Here is a 20169-nt window from a genome sequence, read left to right on the forward strand (position 1 = left end):
GCAGGCGATAGCATGGTAACTTCATTTAGCCTTGGCAAAGAAATTACTATTTGTTTTTACTTGAAATGACGCTTGTTCATGAAAACATACATGAGAGATTCACTATTTATAAAAGCCGCGTTTTCTGAAAAAACAGAGCGTCCGCCGGTTTGGATGATGCGCCAGGCAGGCCGTTTTATGAAAGAGTACTGGGAAATAAAAAACAAGTATTCTTTCCTGGAAATGTGCAAAACACCGGAGATTGCGGCTGACGTTACCATGCTACCCGTTGATTTGCTCGGGATTGACGCTGCCATCTTATTTTCAGATATATTAGTTACTGCCGAAGCCATGGGCGGCGACTTGAGCTTTACACAGGGCGTGGGCCCTAAATTTGCCAACCCGGTGCGGGATAAGGCAGGTATTGATGCCCTGGAGACCGAAGTTACCGACAGGCTGCAATATGTTGCAGACGCCATTAAAGTAATTCAGCAACGTTTAAACGGCAGCATACCCCTTATAGGTTTTGCGGGCGCGCCTTTTACTGTAATGAGCTACCTGGTTGAAGGCGGTTCATCCAGAGATTTCAAATTAACCAAACTATTGCTGCATAATCACCCCGAGCTGGCGCACCGGTTACTGTCAAAAATAGCCAAAGTGACGGTTGACTATCTTAATTTACAAATAGCGGCCGGTGTAAATGCCGTGCAGATATTCGATAGCTGGGCCTTAGCCTTATCATGGGATGATTATAAAGAGTTTTCGCACCGTTATATCACTGAAATAATAGCAGGGCTAAACCGTAAGGATGTTCCGGTTATATCGTTTTGTAAAGGTAGTTCGGTATTTGCGCCGCTTATGGCGGAAGCTAAACCGGATGTTGTATCTATTGATTGGAACGTAGACCTGCTGGATATCAAAAAGCGGCTTCCGGCCGGTGTAGCGGTGCAGGGGAACCTGGATCCGCACATTTTATATGCCGATAAAAAAGTTATAAAAGAACGCATTTACCGGTTGTTTGACAGGATGAAAGACGAGAACGGATTTATATTCAACCTGGGCCACGGCGTTATGCCCGATATACCGTTTGATAATGTAAAATACGCGGTGGAGGTGATTAAAGATTACTCGGTAACCCGTTGATATTTTACCGATTTATAAATAACGTTAAAGGTCCGCTGCGAATAAGTTGATTTATGTACGATTATATTAAGGCTATACATATCATCTTCGTGGTTTGCTGGATGGCCGGTCTGTTTTATATAGTGCGGCTGTTTATATACCATACCGAAGCACAGCAAAAACCCGAACCGGCACGCACTATCCTTTCAGATCAGTTTGAAATAATGGAGCGCAAGCTGTGGTATATCATAGCAATACCCTCTATGTTACTTACCATTGCGGCTGGCATTACCATGCTGGTTATGCAACCCGTTTGGCTTAAGTTCGGATGGATGCACATCAAACTTACCTTTGTTTTGCTGCTGGTAGTTTACCATCATATTTGCCAAAGCAAAATGAAGCAAATGCGTAAAGGCGCATTTAAGTGGACCTCAACTCAATTACGCATATGGAACGAGGTGGCCACCATTTTTTTATTTGCCATAGTATTTTTGGTGGTACTTAAAAGTTCGCTCAATTGGCTATTCGGCGTAATAGGTTTGATAGCTTTTACGCTCGTTATCATGTCGGCTGTAAAAATTTATAAGTACTACCGGCAAAAAAGCTAAGCTATCTTACCCAACTGCGTAACGCGTTCTCTAATACGGTATATCCCTCCATATTTAAGTGCACATTATCAATTGAATAATATTTAGGGTCGGGCGTGCCGTTGGTATCTACAGCAAGTAAATTGCAAACGTCAAGATAAAACGCTTTTGGTTTTTTATCTATCGAGGCTTTAATGAGTGCGTTAGTCTTTTTATATGTATCCATTTGATTTAAATGCTTCGGGCTAATTTTTAACGACAGATAATAAATATTGGATGTCGGTAATTTTCTATTTACAATTGAATAAACTGAATCAAAGGCGGCCGTAATCTGCTCAGGCGTTTTGCCCGTCAAAACATCGTTTCCACCGGCATACAAAAAGATAAACTTAGGCTTGTATCTTGTCAAAAATGGTGCATAGGAGGTAGCAAACTGCGACATTTCTGCCCCGCCTATACCCCGCTTAATTATGGGTTGGCCGGCTATAGTTTTCTTATCTAAATCAGGCCATAGCCTGATAGTGGAGCTACCCATAAATAATACGCCGTTAGGTTTCGGCATGGCTTTAGCGTCCTGGTTTTGGAAAGCCATAATTTCATCCCAAAAAGGTAATGGGTGAGATGAAGCACGTAAATGGCTCTTGTTAAAGTCAATTATTTCAGGTTGCCTTATATCTGTTATTTCTTTTTTACAACCGGTAGATAAAATGACGGCGAGCGATGCGAGGTAAATTTTCTTATGCATATATACTTATTAGGGGTGGAAAAGTAACAAATGCGTTACACCTACGCCATTTTCTTAGCTTAAATTAACCTTTGTTAATCTGTTGGTTTATTGCACAGATTTCCAAACCCTTATGTGCGTGTTTTAGGTTGTAATGAATGCCCGTATACATTTTATTGAAAAATCAGAGGTCTATTTTTTATAAAACACGCCATCTTTCATTACCACTTTTACTTTTTTTAAAGCTTGGAGGTCATCAACGGGGTTACCCTCAACGGCAACAATATCGGCTAGATAACCAGGTTTTAACATGCCCACTTTAGTTAGTTTTAAAACTAAAGCGTTAACAGATGTGGCCGATCTTAATATATCCAGGGGCTTCATACCGTAGTCGGCCATTAGCAGCATTTCGCGGGCGTTATCGCCATGACTAAATACCCCTGAGTCGCCTCCCATTAAAATAGTCACACCCGCTCTCAGGGCGTTGGCAAACATTTCTTGCTTACGCACAATAGCTTCGGTTGTCGGGTCAACACCTTTCTTCCAGCCGTCATAAACGGCGTAGGCTTCATTTGCCGCTAATGTGGCGCATAGGGCTATGCCTTTTTCTTTCATTAGCTTAAGTAGTTCGGGGGTGCCGCCGTCACCGTGCTCAATAGTGTTTACTCCGGCTTCAATCGCATTACGCATACCCTGGGCAGTAACTGAATGAGCAACCACTTGCCTGCCGCTATTGTGGGCAGCCTCTACAGCTGCCTTTAATTCAGTAAGCGTAAAGGTGGGGAAGCCTTCATCATTTACTCCCCAGCCAAAGTCATAATCTACATATATTTTTACCACATCAGCACCATGTCCTATTTGTGAGCGCACCGCATGCACTATGCCTTGTACACCGTCTGCTTCTTCGGCACCATGGGGAAGTACCGCTCCGTCAACTTTGCTTTTGGGCTGATAGCTGCCGGTAGCTACAATAGCACGGGTAGAAGTAAGCATGCGCGGGCCGGGGATAATACCTTTATCGATAGCTGTTTTTATACCTACATCGTCATACATACAGCCTTCAGTACCCAGGTCACGTGTACCGGTGAACCCGGCCATTAAAGCTTCGCGTGCATGATTAACCGCACGAGCCGTACGTTCGGCACGGCTTTCGGTAAGTAACTGGGCCTCCCAGGTAGTCTCGTTATACGGGTGCAAAAACAGGTGTGAGTGCGCTTCTATAAGCCCCGGCAGCAGCGTCGTGCCTTTCAAATCAACTATGTTCACCTGTGCGGGTATGTTTATGCTTGCCGGCTCGCCCGTAGCTTCAATGTGGTTGCCCTTTACCAGCACCCACCACCCTGTATGTATTTTATGCCCATCAAAAACCCTGTCGGGTTTAAACAGTGTATAATTTTTAGTTTTATTTTGAGCAGTTACTACGTGAGCCACTATAAATATTAAAGCAAAAAGGCAGGTTATCTTCTTCATAAGTTAAATATAAATAACCTGTAATAAATGCGAGTGCCTATGATGGAATGTTTAAGGAAGATTACTTAAATCGTTAAATAATACTTTTTATCAGGAAATATTTTTAAACCATGCAACCTTTTACCATAAAGTTTCATCTTAACTTTAAATGATGTTTTTGGAGCGAACCTTTACTATTGATGAATTGATTAAACGCTGTAAAACGGGTGACCGTAAAGCATGCGAATTATTGTATAAAGGGTTTGCCTCGAAAATGCTTGGCGTATGTATGCGCTATGCTACAGACAAAATGGAAGCCGAAGATATGCTGCAAAACGGTTTTATAAAAGTTTTCAGCCGGCTAAACGATTATAGAGGCGAAGGCTTATTTGAAGGATGGATGCGGCGTATTATGATACACAGCTCCATTGAGTATTACCGGAAGCACCACAAAATGCTGCAAGTAATTGATACGACAGAACTGGCATCGACGCCGCTGGTTGATGCCTCCGCGCCGGCTAATTTAAATGCGGCTGACCTAATGGATATGGTGCAGCAGCTATCACCGGGATACCGTATGGTTTTAAATCTGTATGCTATCGAAGGTTATTCGCATAAAGAGATAGCGGAAATTATGGGTATCAGCGAAGGCGCTTCTAAATCACAGCTGTCAAGAGCGCGGAATATTTTGAAACAACTTGTTAACCGGAGTAATGGAAGAAAATATGAATATGCCGGATAAAGAACTTGATGCGCTTTTTCGTGCTCAGTTAAACAATATAGAGACGGAGCCTTCTGAAAGAGTTTGGGCAGGCATTACCTCACAGATGGAGGCCAAAGCAATGCAGCGCCGCCGTCGTTTGCGTATGGCCGCAGCTGCCGCTATTGTGATGCTGCTCACTGCGTGCTTGCTTGCTACACGTAACAATGATACAAATGCTGTTGTAACGATGAAAAAGGAGCCTGTAGCACAGACATCTATTAATGCTATGCCATCCGCTGTGGCTTCGGTAAATGTTAAACCTATGGTAAAAACACAACTGGCGGTATCTGCGCCCGTGCATGATAAGCCTAAAGTTGTCGCAGCTATTCAGGAGCCCGCCGAAATGGAAAGTCCGCCGTTATTAACGGTACAGGAGCCTCAAGAGATAATGATAGCTCAAACAAAAGATATTGCAGCTCCACCAGCGCCGGACGATATTGCCCTAACCCATAAAATAATAAACCCAGAGGCCGAACCTTTCCAAACTAAACCTGTTGCAATAATTCAGGCTAACCTGCCGGCAGATAATGAGCAAGGTAAAGCCACTGAAAAGAAGAAGATTAATAGCTTTGGTGGTTTATTGAATGCGTTGGTGTCGAAAATTGACAAGCGAAAAGATAAGCTTATTGAATTTAATGATGCGGACGGTGAAAATAACATCACCGGTATAAATTTAGGTATTATCAGGATTAAAAAGGAAGAGGAAGATCAGCAATAATTTTTACACGATTATATGAAACGTATATTTTTTACACTTTTAACCGCTGGATTAACAGTTGGGGCTTATGCTCAAACAGATACGGTAGTGACCACCACTACTACAGTTACAACCACAAATAATACAACAACAACTACCAGTACCAAAACGGATACCCTTGTGAAGCCAAAACGGTCGGGCAAGTTCAGCTTTGGTTTTGATAACAAGCGTGATACAACCCGCAAGGCGTCAAAAGCACCCGGTTTTTCATGGGGACTTACATTGTCGCGGATAGATGTGGGCTTTGCTACGCTGCTTGATAATGGCAGCTTCAGGTTGTCGCCCGGAAACGAGTTTTTACGGTACAGGTCATGGAAAAGCAGCAACTTCGGTGTAGATCTTTTACAAATGGGCTACCGCTTTAACAGTTCGTTTAAAATCTACGTTTCTGGTGGCTTTGAGTGGACTAAGTTCAGGTTACGCGAGGATATTACCTTACAGCGTTTTCAACCATCATTAACTTATACCGTGGATGGTACAGAGTATCAGAAAAATAATTTTTCCTCTACTTACTTCCGCCTTCCGCTTACGTTTTATTGGCGCAGCAAAAACGACAATAGCGGTCATCGGGTACACATCGCTGCGGGCCCGATGGTAGGCTGGTTAATAAATGGACACACCAAGCAAAAAAGCGAGGCGGAAGGTACCCGTAAAATGAGTGGTGGTTATAACCTGGCTAAAGTGCAGTATGGCGGTTTTTTGCGCATAGGGTACGCCGGTATTGGGGTTTTTGCTAAATATTACGCTAATGACATGTTTGATAACAGCCCGGCACAAAAAGGCCTGCGTAATGTATCAGTAGGGGCCACAATCGGTTTTTAAATATAAATTACAACACAACATTAAGGCTGCCCGCAAGGGCGGCCTTTTGTATATTTGCAGCGATGATTAAAACGAGCTTGTTAAAGGCCAACGCGGTTAGTAAGTTGTACCCGGGCGAGCGTACCACGGGTGTAAAGAATGTTACGCTTGATATAAAGCCCGGTGAAATTACAGCCGTCATCGGTGCCAGTGGCAGTGGTAAGAGTACGCTGTTAAAGTTGTTCTTTGGATTGATATCTCCTGATAAAGGGGAAATTAGATTTAAAGGCGACCGGGTATGGGGACCGGAAGAAAAACTTATACCCGGGCATGACGAGATGAAAATGGTTACGCAGCACACCGACGATCTTAACCTGTTTGCAAAGGTTTGGGACAACGTAGCCACCTTATTGCCCAATACTGATTTAAAAGCAAAAAAGGAGAAAACAGATAACGTTTTAAAGCAGCTGAACATGACCCACCTGGCAACGCGGCAGGTGGTTGATCTTAGCGGCGGCGAAAAGCAGCGTGTAGCCATTGCCCGGGCTATGGTAACCCAGCCTACTGTATTATTGCTTGACGAGCCCTTTAACCAGGTGGATACATCCTTTCGTGAGGCGCTGCAACAAGATATACGGCAGGTGGTAAAAGATACGGGTCTTACGGTGGTTATGGTATCGCATGACCCGGCTGAAGTACTTTCAATGGCTGATGAACTGGTGGTGATAAAGGATGGTGAAATACTGGAAAAGGGGCAACCCCGCAATCTTTACAAACAGCCAGGGCACTTATATACCGCACAGTTATTAGCTAACTGTAATGTATTAACCAGCAAGCAGGCCAAATTATTGGGTGTTACATCAAAAAAGGAAACTATTGCCATTTACACAGACTATATAGACATCACTAAGAGCTGGGTAGGGAAGGCCTGGGAAGTAAAACAAGTAATGTTTAAAGGCTTTTTTGAAGAACTCCTGGTACAACAAGATAATATTACCGTGCGGGCGCTGAACAAAGAGCAGGGCAAGTACAAAGAAGGCGATAAAGTTAATTTGAAAGCCTGGGGCTATCTGGAGTATTAAAGAATATCCACGTCATTGCGAGGAACGAAGCAATCTCTGAACTGTACATGTCTGCCGGTCTGAAGAGGTTGCGCCGTTCCTCGCAATCATGGATTGAGAGAAGGAATAGTTTACACCAGATACTCAAACAAAGTAGCATCCTTGTTAATCTCTATCACTTCAAAACGGTGCGCGTCCATGCGTTGCAGCAGGGCAGGGTAGTCCTCGGCGTTTTTTAATTCAATACCTACCAATGCGGGGCCATTTTCTTTAGATGTCTTTTTAATGAACTCGAAACGGGTAATATCGTCACCAGGCCCTAAAACATTATTTACGAATAATTTTAACGCACCCGGCCGCTGCGGAAACCGTACAATAAAATAATGCTTAAGGCCCTCATACAGTAGCGATTTTTCCTTAATCTCCTGCATACGGTCGATATCGTTGTTTCCACCGCTTACTATGCAAACTACTTTTTTACCTTTTATTTGTTCTTTAACTAGGTCAAGCACTGCAACAGAGAGAGCGCCAGCAGGTTCTACCACTATCGCGTCTTCATTATACAACTTTAAAATGGTAGTACATACCTTGCCTTCGGGCACAAGCAGCATTTCGTCAAGCACTTCACGGGCAAGTATATAGGTCAGTTCGCCTACTCGCTTTACAGACGCACCGTCAACAAAACGGTCAATACTGTCTAAAGTTACAGGGCAGTTATTTTCAAAAGCCTTAACCATTGATGGAGCACCCTCCGGCTCAACGCCTATCAGCCTAATGTCGGGGTTATGCTGTTTTAAATATGTTCCGGCACCGGCCGCAAGTCCGCCGCCACCAACCGGTATTACAACTACTTCCGCATCAGGCAAATCCTTCAGTATCTCAACGCCAACAGTGCCCTGCCCTTCAATAACAGGGTGGGTATCAAAAGGCGGTATAAAGGTCATTTCATGTGCCTCGGTGTAAGCCAGAGCTTCGCGCAGGCAATCATCAAAGGTATCGCCGGTTAACACTATCTCCACGTTACCGTTGCCAAACATTTGGGTTTGCTTTACCTTTTGTTTAGGGGTTATCTCGGGCATAAATATTACACCCTTTGTGCCCAGCTTTTTACACGAGAAGGCTACACCTTGGGCATGGTTACCCGCACTGGCACAAACCACGCCGCGATTTAACTGATCGTCATCAAGCTGGCTTATCATGTTATACGCGCCACGCAACTTGTACGACCGTACAACCTGCAGGTCCTCGCGCTTCAGGTAAACTTCGCATTCGTATTTTTCTGACAGGCCGGCATTATATTGAAGCGGCGTGTGCTTTACCACACCTTTAAGGCGCTGGTGCGCAGCTTCAAAATCAAGCGCCTGTTTGCTGGTTTCAGTGGCCATGTTATCCTTTTACTAAACGATGAACCATTAAGCTTTGCAGATCATTATCATTAATGTCCAGCTTACTGTCTGCAAGCGTCAGGAAGTTCTTATACACTTCAGCCAATTCTTCTTTACCTAAATTATAGCCCAGGCGCTCCAAATGGAATTTCAATGCATGACGGCCGCTGCGTGCTGTAAGCACTATCGTGGCGCTTGGAAAACCTACGTCCTCCGGACGGATGATTTCATAGTTCTCACGGCTCTTTAAAAAACCGTCCTGGTGTATGCCCGAACTGTGCGCGAAAGCATTGGCACCTACAATAGCCTTGTTAGGCTGTACAGGCATCCTCATTTGAGAACTTACCATGCGGCTTAACTCATAAAAACGTGTAGCATCAATATTGGTATGTAAGCCCATGGTCTGATGCGTTTTCATAATCATTACTACTTCTTCAATAGAGGTATTGCCTGCACGTTCGCCAATGCCATTTATAGTGCCTTCTATCTGGCGTGCGCCGTTTTGTACACCTGCAATAGAATTAGCTGTGGCCAATCCTAAATCATTATGGCAGTGGGCTGATATAATGGCCTTATCAATATTTTGCACATTATCTTTCAGAAATTTTATTTTGCTGCCATACTGGTCGGGCAAGCAGTAACCGTTAGTATCCGGAATATTCACTACCGTTGCACCTGCGGCTATTACAGCTTCAACCATCTGCGCTAAAAAGTTAATGTCTGCACGTCCGGCATCTTCAGCATAAAATTCAACGTCTTCTACAAACTTCTTGGCATACTTAACCGCATCAACGCCACGCTGCAATATCTCTTCGCGGGTACTGTTAAACTTTAACTTGATGTGCGTATCTGATGAGCCGATACCTGTGTGTATACGCGGGCGTTTAGCGTACTTTAATGATTCAACAGCGGCGTCAATATCACCTTTATTGGCGCGCGTAAGCGCACAAACGGTAGGCTCTTTTACAGCTTTTGATATTTCGACAACGCTTTGGAAATCGCCTGGGCTCGATATAGGGAAGCCTGCTTCTATAATATCCACGCCCAGTGCCTCCAGTTCGCGTGCTATCTCGATTTTTTCGGGGGTGGTTAACTGGCAACCCGGTACCTGCTCGCCATCGCGCAGCGTGGTATCAAAAATGTAGACTCGGTTGGGATCGTGTAACATAATCTTTATTTTAATTGTGTGTTGTAAGTTGCATGTTGTATGTATTTGTGAGAGAGCTTTAGCTTATCACTCACAACTTTCAACCTACACCTCTTTAATAGCTATAAACCTTAGCCGCTTATAATCGGCATACCATTGGCCGTTTTCATTATAATGTGGCTCAAGCAGGGCGGTTACCTCTGCCAGCATTTGTTCTTTTTCTTTTTGCGGGATACCGGCTGTTAACAACGGACCAAACATCATTATCCACTTTGCCACCCCCTGGTCGCCATCCTGTAACGGGGTTTTACGGTCAAAATGAGCCGCGTAGGTGACCCTGAAGCCGGCAGCTTCCAACCGCGATGTATATTCGCCCAATGATGGGAAATACCATATCTGGGTTTGTGCCTGTTTAGTGTAGCCATGCTGCTGTAGTACCTGGCGCGTGGCATTTAACAAATGCTGCACATTGCCTTTACCACCCATTTCGGCCACAAAGCGGCCCCCGGGTTTTAAACTGTTGTAAACATTCTGCATTAAAGCATCCGTATTTTTTATCCAGTGCAGTACCGCGTTTGAAAATACTGCGTCATACTGTGCGGTTGCTTTAAATGTGGTAGCGTCTTCAACAGCGAAATCTATACCGGGATAATTTTCCTTGGCCTGCCTTATCATCTCGGGCGAACTATCGGTTCCTCTTACTTTAGCTTCTTGCTCATGAATCTGCTGAGTTAAATAACCTGTGCCGCAACCCAGATCGAGTATTTGCTCATCCTTTTGAGGGTTAAGCAATTCAACCAGGTTTTCCCCGTATTGAAATACAAAGGAGTGCTTTTGGTCATATAATTCAGCGTTCCATTTCATATCTTATTGTTTTGATTTTGTCGATTTCCTACGAGGATAACGATTAATCTGGTGCCATGCACCTTTAACTCTTGCCTTTCGGCGCAAACTTTTATATATACTCCAGCACTTTTTGGCCCATAGCCTTAGTGCCCAATATTTTGGCTTTGTTTGTATTCGCATCAGCGATGTCGCCGGTACGATAACCCTCTTTTAATGCTTTGTCTATAGCCGATGTTATTGCTTTCGCTTCTTCTTTAAGGCCAAAGCTGATTTCAAACATCAAGGCTACTGAAAGGATAGAGGCGAGCGGGTTAGCTTTGTCCTGCCCGGTGATGTCATGTGCCGAGCCATGTATCGGCTCAAAAAATCCTGTACCGTCGCCTACAGATGCTGAGGCGAGCATACCCATTGAGCCGGCAATTTGCGAAGCTTCATCCGTTAGGATGTCACCAAACAGGTTAGCAGTTAATACAACGTCGAACTTTTTCGGGTTTTTAACCAGCTGCATGGCTGCATTATCAATAAACATATGCTCGGTTTCTACGTCAGGATATTCTTTTGCAAGCTCCTGTACCACTTCCCGCCATAAACGCGAAGCTTCCAGCACGTTAGCTTTATCAACTGAGCAAAGTCTTTTGCCGCGTGCCTGTGCTGCTTCGTAAGCTTTACGGGCAATACGCTCAATTTCGTAGCGATGATAGATCATAAGATCTGATGCCGTGTTACGGTCTTCGCTGCGTTTCTTCTCGCCGAAGTAAACATCGCCTGTTAACTCGCGGAAAAACAGTATATCTGTTCCTCTTAAAATTTCGGGTTTCAGGCTAGATGCGTCCAGTAATTCGTCGAACAACATGATAGGCCGCAGATTTGCATAAAGGCCCAACTCCTTACGTATTTTTAACAATCCCTGCTCCGGGCGAACCTTTGCGCTTGGATCGTTATCGTATTTGATATGACCGATGGCACCGAATAAGATGGCGTCACTGGCTTTTGCTTTTGCAAGTGTCTCGTCAGGCAGGGGAATGCCGGTAGCCTCAATAGCCGCGTGGCCCATCAATGCCTCGTCATAAGTAAACTCGTGGCCAAATTTTTTGCCTACTGCATCTAAAACTGCTTTACCCCAAGTGGTAACTTCCGGGCCTATCCCGTCGCCGGGTATTACTAATATGTGTTTTTTTACTCCCATTGTATTATTAGTTACGTCATTGCGAGGAACGAAGCAATCTCTTTATGCAATTCTGATAAACATAGTTCAGAGATTGCTTCGTTCCTCGCAATGACGCTCGGTTAATTTCATTATCGTTGAGTTTCAAACTCCTCTATCTCGTGCTTTTTGCTCAGGATATAGTCAATATCATCATATCCGTTAATTAAGCAGGCTTTTTTATACGGGTTGATCTCGAAACTCTCCTGTTCGCCGGTAGCTACAATTTTGATAAATTGATCAACCAGGTTAATCTCTACCTGTGCATTTGCATCCGCAAAAACCGCGTCGAAAAGTTTCTTTAGAAAATCATCGCTCACCTGTACCGGCAGCAACCCGTTATTAAGCGCGTTCCCTTTAAAAATATCGGCAAAAAAACTACTTACCACGGCATCAAAGCCATAATCATCAATAGCCCAGGCCGCATGCTCGCGGCTGCTGCCGCAACCAAAATTTTTACCTGCAACCAGTATCCTGCCGCTATAATTAGGATTGTTAAGTACGAAGTCCGTTTTTGGGTTGTCATTCTCATCAAACCGCCAGTCGCGAAACAGGTTGTTACCAAAGCCCTCGCGGGTAGTGGCTTTTAAAAAACGGGCAGGTATGATCTGGTCGGTATCGATATTTTCTATCGGTAACGGAACTACGCTGGTTTGTATATGTTTAAAAATTTTAGTAGCCATTGTCTGAACTCGAATTGAAAGAATTTTAAGAATATCAGAATGCCTTTTTAGCTGCAATCTGTTCTGTTTTTTCCTTGAATTTATTATTTAATAGTCGTTTAAATTGTAACCGCTGACTGCCAAAGTTTATGAGCAATCCGGTTTTTACGTTATATGCTTCCAAATAATTTATCGCTTGGGCTAAGTGTATATCTTCGAGTTGAGTAATCGCTTTAAGTTCAACCATTATCTCACTTTCTACAAAAAAATCCACACGCCTTGTCCCAATCAATTGTTCCTTGTAAAAAATGGGCATCTCCATTTCTCTGCTAAAGGTTAGATTTTTAGCGGTCATTTCAATTTCGAGGGCACGTTGGTAAATCACCTCCTGAAATCCGCTACCCAATGTTGAATGAACAGTCATAGCGCATCCAATGATCATGCTTGTACAATCATTAAAATCATCAGCTGTACGGCGTTCATTCATTCTGCATTTCTTTACATTCTTCAAATTCCGGTTCAGACAACTGATTCAGACAACATTTCCCTGATATCCGTCACCCTTCCCGTAATTGCCGCTGCAGCCGCCGTTAACGGACTTGCCAGAAACGTACGTGAGTTCGGGCCCTGTCGGCCTTCAAAGTTGCGGTTTGAGGTGGATACGCAGTATTTGCCTGCAGGTATCTTGTCCTCATTCATGCCAAGGCACGCACTGCAACCGGGCTCGCGGAGCGGGAAACCTGCTGCTTCAAATATCTTATCTAAGCCTTCAGCTTTTGCTTGCTGCTCAACTTGTTTTGAACCGGGTACAACCCAAACCGTAACATTATCGGCCTTTTGTTTACCTTTTACAAATGCTGCCACCTGGCGCAGGTCTTCAATGCGCGAGTTGGTGCAGCTGCCGATGAATACATAGTCGATAGGTTTCCCCAGCAACTGCTCATCGTCGTGCAGGCCCATATAGTCAAGCGCTTTTTTGTAGGAGCCTTGCTCTTTTACCTCGAAATCTTCGGTAGCCGGAACATGCTGTGTAACGCCGATGCCCATACCCGGATTAGTTCCGTAGGTGATCATCGGCTCAATATCTTCGGCCTTGAAACTCAATACTTCGTCAAACTGCGCGTCTTCGTCGCTATACAGTGTACGCCAGTATGCTTCTGCCTTGTCCCAATCTTCGCCTTTAGGCGCAAATTCGCGACCTTTTACATAATTAATAGTTGTATCATCCGGCGCTATTAATCCGCAACGGGCACCCATTTCAATGCTCATATTACAGATGGTCATGCGGCCCTCCATACTCAATGAGCGGATGGTATCACCGGCATATTCAACAGCGTAACCGGTGCCGCCTGCAGCCGATATTTGGGCTATGATGTACAGGATTATATCTTTAGCGCCAACACCATTTTGCAAGGTGCCGTTCACTTCAATTTTCATACGTTTTGGCCTTGCCTGTAACAAACACTGCGTTGCCAAAACCTGCTCAACCTGTGATGTACCTATTCCGAACGCGATAGCGCCAAAGGCGCCGTGTGTAGAGGTATGGCTGTCGCCGCACACATAGGTGCCTCCCGGACGAGTGATACCCAACTCTGGTCCAATAACGTGTACTATACCCTGGTAAGGATGGCCCAAGCCGTAAAGCTCAATACCAAATTTTTTGGTGTTTTTGGTGAGCATATCTACCTGGTAACGCGAAAGCTCCTCCTTAATAGGCAGGTGCTGATCCCAGGTAGGCACATTATGGTCGGCAGTCGCAACGGTTTGTTGCGGCCTGAAAACAGGTAAACCACGCTTCCGCAATCCGTCAAACGCCTGCGGACTGGTTACCTCGTGTATAAAATGCGTATCAATGTATAAAACATCCGGAAAGCCTTCGTTGCTGCTCACAACGTGTGCATCCCAAATTTTATCAAAAAGTGTTTTTCCCATTTTTCTTAGTTCTTTTATTTAACGTCATTGCGAGGTACGAAGCAATCTCTTTGAGCATGTCCCTTCAGAATACCTAAAGAGATTGCTTCGCACCTCGCAATGACGGGTGGTTATGCTTTCGCTTATAACCTTTTGCCTTTCAGCTTGTGTCCCTATTCCCCTTTTAGGGGTTAGGGGGCTTAAGCTTCTACAGCCTGGTTTTCAGGGCGAAGGCTGCGTACAGTTTTACCTGCCTGCCACATTTCGCTTTCGCGTAGTTCAGCTAATTCCACGTTTAATTTTTCGCGGTAATCAGGCTGGCTGTTAAGGTCGATAGAACGTTGTGATTCTTTACCTGTTGCTACGCTTTCATATAAATCTTCAAATACCGGTTTAGTAGCATCGCGGAATTTTTTCCACCAGTCCAAAGCGCCGCGTTGTGCTGTAGTTGAGCAATTGGCGTACATCCAGTCCATACCGTTCTCAGCAACCAGTGGCATTAAAGATTGGGTTAATTCCTCAACAGTTTCATTGAAAGCTTCTGACGGATGGTGACCGCGGCTGCGTAATACTTCGTATTGTGCAGCAAAGATGCCCTGGATACAGCCCATTAAAGTACCACGCTCACCGGTAAGGTCGCTGAATACTTCTTTACGGAAATCAGTTTCGAACAGGTAACCGCTACCAACTGCAATACCTAAAGCGATAACGCGCTCTTGTGCTTTACCTGTAGCATCCTGGAATATAGCATAGCTTGAGTTTAAGCCACGGCCTTGCAGAAACATACGGCGCAGTGATGTACCTGAACCTTTGGGCGCAACCAAAAATACATCTACATCAGCGGGAGGAACAATGCCGGTTTGCTCTTTAAACGTAATGCCGAAACCGTGAGAGAAATATAATGCTTTACCAGGTGTTAAGTGTTTTTTAACTGTTGGCCACAATTCAATTTGTGCAGCGTCGCTAAGCAGGTAGCAAATGATAGTTCCTCTTTCAAGGGCTTCTTCAATCTCAAAAAGCGTTTCGCCGGGTACAAAGCCATCAGCAATAGCTTTATCCCAAGTTTTTGAATTTTTACGCTGACCAACTATTACGTTGATTCCATTGTCTTTTTGATTCAGCGCCTGGCCCGGGCCTTGTACGCCATAACCAATAACAGCTACAACTTCATTTTTTAATACTTCCTGAGCTTTTGCTAAAGGGAATTCTTCGCGGGTTACTACATTCTCTTCAGTGCCGCCGAAATTTAATTTTGCCATGATCTTGTTTTTGTTTGTTGTGATTTCACTGATTTTGTTGTGAATATCACTGATTTTATTGTTCTTGTTTTAGATTACTATTTGTTTGTAATTACCTATTGGTGATTAACAGATTTTGCGCTGATGAATTTCAATGCTGTAAATGCTGGTTCAGACAACTTACATCGTAAATACCTTCTGCCCCTTATTCAGATATTCATTCTCAATAACATCTTCGCCCGGTTCAAGCCTTTCAAACTCACGCAGCTTTGAATTAAAGCCCTCGCTGTTTTTAATAATTGCTACCCTGGCACTACGTACAAACTCTATCAGTCCGTATGGCTGTAATATTTTTATAAGCGCGTCAGTCTCTTCCCGGTGACCCGTGGTTTCAAACACCGTGTAGTCTTTACGTATTACAACAGCGCGGGCGCCGTTTTCACGTAATAAACGTTCTACGCTCACCTGCTCAGCAATAACATCCGTTGATACTTTGTATAATGCCATTTCCTGCCAGATGATATCGGCGTTGGTGTGGTAATATACTTTAAGCACCTCCACCTGTTTTTCAATCTGGCGGCACAGCTTACGTACGGTATCTTCCGTTTCGTTTATCAATATGTTAAACCGGTGTATACTGTCAATTTCTGATGGTGATACATTCAGGCTATCTATATTTATTTTGCGGCGTGTAAATATAATGGCTATACGGCTTAATAAACCAATCTGGTTTTCGGTATATACTGTTATGTTAAACTCCGGTTTTTCTATTGTTTCAGTACTCATGACTGTAAATTTTTATTATGTCATTGCGAGCGGTAGCGGGGCAATCTGGTTGGTGATTAGCACCTTCGGGATTGCTTCGTCGTGCCTCTTCGCAATACAGTATGTTTTTATTTCAACCTTATCTCAGCAACGCTACAACCTTGCGGCACCATCGGGAACACGTTGTTCTCTTTAGTTACAATTACTTCAAGCAGGTACGAGCCATTGTGGGCCAGCATCTCCTGTAAAGCACCCTGCAGATTGCTTCGGTTATCAACCGATTGGCCGGCAATGCCATATGAATCTGCGAGTTTTACAAAATCAGGGCTTTGTATATCTACAAATGAATAGCGGCGCTCGTTAAATAATTCCTGCCACTGGCGAACCATCCCCAGGAAACGATTATTTAATATAATTATCTTTACGTTGACACCTGTTTGCATTATAGTGCCCAGTTCCTGCAGGGTCATCTGGAACCCGCCGTCACCAATAATGGCGACAACTTCGCGTTCCTGTGCGCCAAATTTAGCACCGATAGCTGCCGGTAAAGCAAACCCCATAGTGCCCAAGCCACCGCTGGTAACATTGCTACGCGTTTTATTCAGGTTAGCATAACGGCAGGCCACCATCTGGTGCTGGCCTACGTCACTTACAATTACAGCATCGCCGTTGGTTAACTCATTCAGGAGCTTGATCACCTCGCCCATGGTCATTTCAGGGGTAGTTGGATTAAGTTCGTTATGTATAACAGCGTCCACCTCCTGTTTGGTGTAGTCGTTAAACCGGCTTACCCAATCCGTATGCTTTGCCTCATTTATTAATGCGGTAAGCATCGGTAACGTCTCTTTGCAATCGCCCCAAACCGGTACGGTTGTCTTTACGTTCTTATCAATCTCAGCCGGATCAATATCCAAATGGATCACTTTTGCCTGTTTGGCATATTTATCTAAACGGCCGGTTACCCTATCGTCAAAACGCATACCGATAGCGATGAGTACGTCGCACTCGTTGGTTAAAACATTCGGGCCGTAATTACCATGCATGCCAAGCATACCCACGTTAAGCGGATGGTTGGTAGGAATTGCACCTGCGCCTAAAATGGTCCAGGCTGCAGGTATGCCACTCTTTTCAATAAATGCTTTAAATTCCTGCTCGGCGCTGCCTAAAATTACGCCTTGTCCCCAAAGAACAAATGGCCTTTTTGCCTGGTTGATCAGCTCAGCAGCTTGCTCAATATACTGCTTACGCACAATAGGCTTTGGCCTGTAACTGCGTATGTGGTTGCAAGGTGTATATGCAGGGCAATCAAACTTTTGTATTTGCGCGTTTTTGGTAATGTCTATTAAAACCGGTCCCGGCCTGCCGCTGCGGGCAATATAAAATGCCTTGGCAATAACTTCCGGAATTTCGTTAGCATCTGTTACCTGGTAATTCCACTTGGTAACAGGTGTGGTAATGTTAATTACATCTGTTTCCTGGAAAGCATCAGTACCTAAAAGGTGTGCGAAAACCTGCCCGGTAATACATACCAACGGTGTGCTATCTATCTGGGCATCGGCCAAACCCGTTACCAGGTTAGTTGCACCCGGACCGCTGGTAGCAAACACCACGCCCACTTTACCTGATGTACGCGCGTAACCCTGACCCGCATGTATGCCACCTTGTTCATGCCGTACCAGTACGTGATTCAGTTTATCATTGTAATCATATAATGCATCATAGATAGGCATTATAGCCCCACCCGGATAGCCAAAAATGGTATCAGTACCTTCGGCAATAAGTGCATCTAATAAGGCTACCGACCCTGAAACTTCTTTGGTTTCAGTTTTAGCCGGTACTGTTAATGTTTCTTGTGCAACTTCCATATTAACCCCCAGCCCCCTAAGGGGAACTTTTTAAGTGTTATATTCTTGTTATCTTACTATCTTTCTCATTTGACTTTCAACTCCTGTTCCCCATTCAGGGGCCATGGAGTTACTCATCCGTTACGCAACCTTCAGCGGCTGTAGTAACTGTTTTGGCGTACCTGTATAGTAAGCCTTTGCTTACTTTAAGCGCCGGCTTTTGCCACGCTGCTTTACGGGCGGCAATCTCCTCGTCAGACACTTTCAGGGTCATGGTGCGTTTTATCGCATCAATCTCAATCCTGTCTTCATCTTTAACAAAAGCTATTAAGCCGCCATCATACGCCTCGGGGGTGATATGGCCTACCACAAATCCATGTGTGCCACCTGAAAATCGGCCATCGGTTATCAATGCTACCGAACTGCCCAGCCCCGCGCCAAAAATGGCCGATGTAGGTTTAAGCATCTCAGGCATACCCGGCGCGCCTTTTGGGCCCACGTTGCGGATAACTACCACATCACCGGCTTTGACTCGGCCGGTTGTAATGCCGTTTATCAGTTCAAACTCGCCATCAAACACACGTGCAGGGCCTTCAAAGCGCTCACCCTCTTTACCGCTTATTTTGGCAACGCTGCCGCCTTCGGCAAGGTTTCCATATATTATCTGCAAGTGCCCGGTTGCCTTAATCGGGTTTTCGGCAGGGAAGATTACTTTTTGCGTTTCAAAGTTAATTTCAGCTACGTCGGCCAGGTTTTCAGCAAGGGTTTTACCTGTAACGGTTAGGCAATCCCCATGCAACCATCCTTTATTAAGCAGGTATTTCATTACTGCCGGGATGCCGCCTACCTTATGCAAGTCTTCCATCATATACTTACCACTCGGTTTCATATCTGCCAGCACTGGTATACGGTTGCTAATTGTTTGGAAATCATCCTGCGTAAGTTTTACGCCTACGCTTTTTGCCATAGCAATAAGGTGCAGCACTGCATTGGTGGAGCCGCCTATTACCATGATGGTGATAATAGCGTTCTCAAACGCCTCACGCGTCATGATATCCGATGGCTTTATATCCCGTTCCAATAATATTTTTATAGCCTTACCAGCTGCAAGGCATTCGGCTTTTTTCTCATCACTTAACGCAGGGTTTGATGATGAGTAAGGCAGGCTCATACCCAAAGCCTCAATAGCCGCTGCCATGGTGTTGGCTGTGTAAACACCACCACATGCTCCGGCGCTGGGACAGGCATTTTTTATGATGCCTGTGAAATCTTCAGGGCTGATTGTGCCGGCCATTTTTCTGCCAAGCGCTTCAAAAGCCGATACAATGTTCAGGTCTTCGCCTTTCCAATGGCCGGGTTTAATCGTACCGCCGTATACCATAATTGACGGGCGATTCAATCTGCCCATCGCCATAATAGATCCGGGCATGTTTTTATCACAACCCGGCAATGCGATAACCGCATCATAGTACTGCGCGCCGCAAACAGCTTCAATTGAGTCGGCTATTATATCACGGCTAACTAATGAGTAGCGCATTCCTTCGGTACCGTTGCTCATACCGTCACTTACGCCAATGGTATGAAATATCAATCCAACTAAGTCCTCGTTCCATGTACCCTCTTTAACCAACTTAGCCAGATCATTCAGGTGCATGTTACATGTATTGCCGTCATAACCCATACTTGCAATACCTACCTGGGCTTTTTTCATATCCTCATCGGATAAGCCAATGCCGTAAAGCATGGCTTGCGCTGCCGGCTGGGTTGGATCCTGGGTAAGAGTTTTGCTGTATTTGTTCAGCTCAATAGCTTGCGTAGTATCGTTAGTAGAACTCATTAATATTTTACTTAAATTATATATGGCTATCGTGGTTATAATTCGATAATGTCAATATAGAGAGATTGATTTTTTCACACAAGAGTC

At 44.6% G+C, this 20169-nt stretch carries 19 protein-coding genes; 6 read left to right on the forward strand and 13 right to left on the reverse strand.

Features of this window, described 5'->3' with window-relative positions:
* Positions 1-90: 90 nt before the first annotated feature.
* Both hemE and hemJ read left to right on the forward strand, forming a co-directional pair.
* A complete protein-coding gene (gene hemE, locus DJ568_RS13425) occupies positions 91-1122 on the forward strand; it encodes a uroporphyrinogen decarboxylase (protein ID WP_114005911.1) in 1032 nt (343 codons plus the stop codon).
* A gap of 53 nt (positions 1123-1175) precedes the next feature.
* Positions 1176-1709, forward strand: coding sequence for a protoporphyrinogen oxidase HemJ (gene hemJ, locus DJ568_RS13430; protein WP_114005801.1), 534 nt, complete (start codon positions 1176-1178; stop codon positions 1707-1709).
* 1 nt (position 1710) lies between these two features.
* Here hemJ and DJ568_RS13435 read toward each other — a convergent pair whose 3' ends face one another.
* Both DJ568_RS13435 and DJ568_RS13440 read right to left on the reverse strand, forming a co-directional pair.
* Positions 1711-2433, reverse strand: a complete 723-nt coding sequence (locus DJ568_RS13435; RefSeq protein WP_114005802.1) for a GDSL-type esterase/lipase family protein — start codon at positions 2431-2433, stop codon at positions 1711-1713.
* 171 nt (positions 2434-2604) lie between these two features.
* Positions 2605-3882, reverse strand: a complete 1278-nt coding sequence (locus tag DJ568_RS13440) for a metal-dependent hydrolase family protein (RefSeq protein WP_114005803.1) — start codon at positions 3880-3882, stop codon at positions 2605-2607.
* 148 nt (positions 3883-4030) lie between these two features.
* Between DJ568_RS13440 and DJ568_RS13445 the strand changes: the two genes are divergently transcribed.
* From DJ568_RS13445 to DJ568_RS13460, 4 genes are all read left to right on the forward strand, one after another.
* Positions 4031-4603 (forward strand): RNA polymerase sigma factor, encoded by a 573-nt coding sequence (locus tag DJ568_RS13445; protein WP_317047548.1) that lies wholly within the window; start codon positions 4031-4033, stop codon positions 4601-4603.
* A complete protein-coding gene (locus DJ568_RS13450) occupies positions 4575-5342 on the forward strand; it encodes a hypothetical protein (RefSeq protein WP_114005804.1) in 768 nt (255 codons plus the stop codon). Before DJ568_RS13445 ends, DJ568_RS13450 begins: the two co-directional genes overlap by 29 nt.
* Before the next feature lie 15 nt (positions 5343-5357).
* On the forward strand, positions 5358-6203 hold the full coding sequence (locus DJ568_RS13455) for an outer membrane beta-barrel protein (RefSeq protein ID WP_114005805.1): 846 nt from the start codon (positions 5358-5360) through the stop codon (positions 6201-6203).
* A 62-nt stretch (positions 6204-6265) separates the two neighbouring features.
* Positions 6266-7264 carry an ABC transporter ATP-binding protein gene (locus DJ568_RS13460; RefSeq protein WP_114005806.1) on the forward strand — a complete coding sequence of 333 codons (999 nt, stop codon included), beginning with the start codon at positions 6266-6268 and terminating at the stop codon, positions 7262-7264.
* Between the two features lie 110 nt (positions 7265-7374).
* Here the strand turns inward: DJ568_RS13460 and ilvA are convergent, their stop codons facing one another.
* From ilvA to ilvD, 11 genes are all read right to left on the reverse strand, one after another.
* A complete protein-coding gene (ilvA, locus tag DJ568_RS13465; RefSeq protein WP_114005807.1) occupies positions 7375-8628 on the reverse strand; it encodes a threonine ammonia-lyase IlvA in 1254 nt (417 codons plus the stop codon).
* Position 8629: 1 nt separating this feature from the next.
* Complete coding sequence (locus DJ568_RS13470; RefSeq protein WP_114005808.1) at positions 8630-9796, reverse strand: 2-isopropylmalate synthase; 1167 nt, start codon at positions 9794-9796, stop codon at positions 8630-8632.
* A gap of 84 nt (positions 9797-9880) precedes the next feature.
* Positions 9881-10639, reverse strand: a complete 759-nt coding sequence (locus tag DJ568_RS13475) for a class I SAM-dependent methyltransferase (protein WP_114005809.1) — start codon at positions 10637-10639, stop codon at positions 9881-9883.
* Between the two features lie 91 nt (positions 10640-10730).
* Positions 10731-11807 (reverse strand): 3-isopropylmalate dehydrogenase, encoded by a 1077-nt coding sequence (leuB, locus tag DJ568_RS13480; protein WP_114005810.1) that lies wholly within the window; start codon positions 11805-11807, stop codon positions 10731-10733.
* A 110-nt stretch (positions 11808-11917) separates the two neighbouring features.
* Positions 11918-12508, reverse strand: coding sequence for a 3-isopropylmalate dehydratase small subunit (gene leuD, locus DJ568_RS13485; RefSeq protein ID WP_114005811.1), 591 nt, complete (start codon positions 12506-12508; stop codon positions 11918-11920).
* A 34-nt stretch (positions 12509-12542) separates the two neighbouring features.
* Positions 12543-12974, reverse strand: a complete 432-nt coding sequence (locus tag DJ568_RS13490; RefSeq protein ID WP_114005812.1) for a GxxExxY protein — start codon at positions 12972-12974, stop codon at positions 12543-12545.
* 32 nt (positions 12975-13006) lie between these two features.
* Positions 13007-14419: a 3-isopropylmalate dehydratase large subunit gene (leuC, locus tag DJ568_RS13495; protein WP_114005813.1), complete on the reverse strand. Its 1413-nt coding sequence runs from the start codon at positions 14417-14419 to the stop codon at positions 13007-13009.
* A gap of 179 nt (positions 14420-14598) precedes the next feature.
* Positions 14599-15657: a ketol-acid reductoisomerase gene (gene ilvC, locus DJ568_RS13500; protein ID WP_114005814.1), complete on the reverse strand. Its 1059-nt coding sequence runs from the start codon at positions 15655-15657 to the stop codon at positions 14599-14601.
* A gap of 159 nt (positions 15658-15816) precedes the next feature.
* Complete coding sequence (gene ilvN, locus DJ568_RS13505) at positions 15817-16422, reverse strand: acetolactate synthase small subunit (protein WP_114005815.1); 606 nt, start codon at positions 16420-16422, stop codon at positions 15817-15819.
* A gap of 107 nt (positions 16423-16529) precedes the next feature.
* Positions 16530-18266 carry a biosynthetic-type acetolactate synthase large subunit gene (gene ilvB, locus DJ568_RS13510; protein ID WP_114005816.1) on the reverse strand — a complete coding sequence of 579 codons (1737 nt, stop codon included), beginning with the start codon at positions 18264-18266 and terminating at the stop codon, positions 16530-16532.
* Positions 18267-18375: 109 nt separating this feature from the next.
* Entirely contained in the window at positions 18376-20082 is a 1707-nt protein-coding gene (gene ilvD, locus DJ568_RS13515; protein ID WP_199560978.1) for a dihydroxy-acid dehydratase, read from the reverse strand.
* Positions 20083-20169 lie beyond the last annotated feature (87 nt).

The organism is Mucilaginibacter hurinus (genome assembly GCF_003324525.1).
Classification (GTDB): domain Bacteria; phylum Bacteroidota; class Bacteroidia; order Sphingobacteriales; family Sphingobacteriaceae; genus Mucilaginibacter; species Mucilaginibacter hurinus.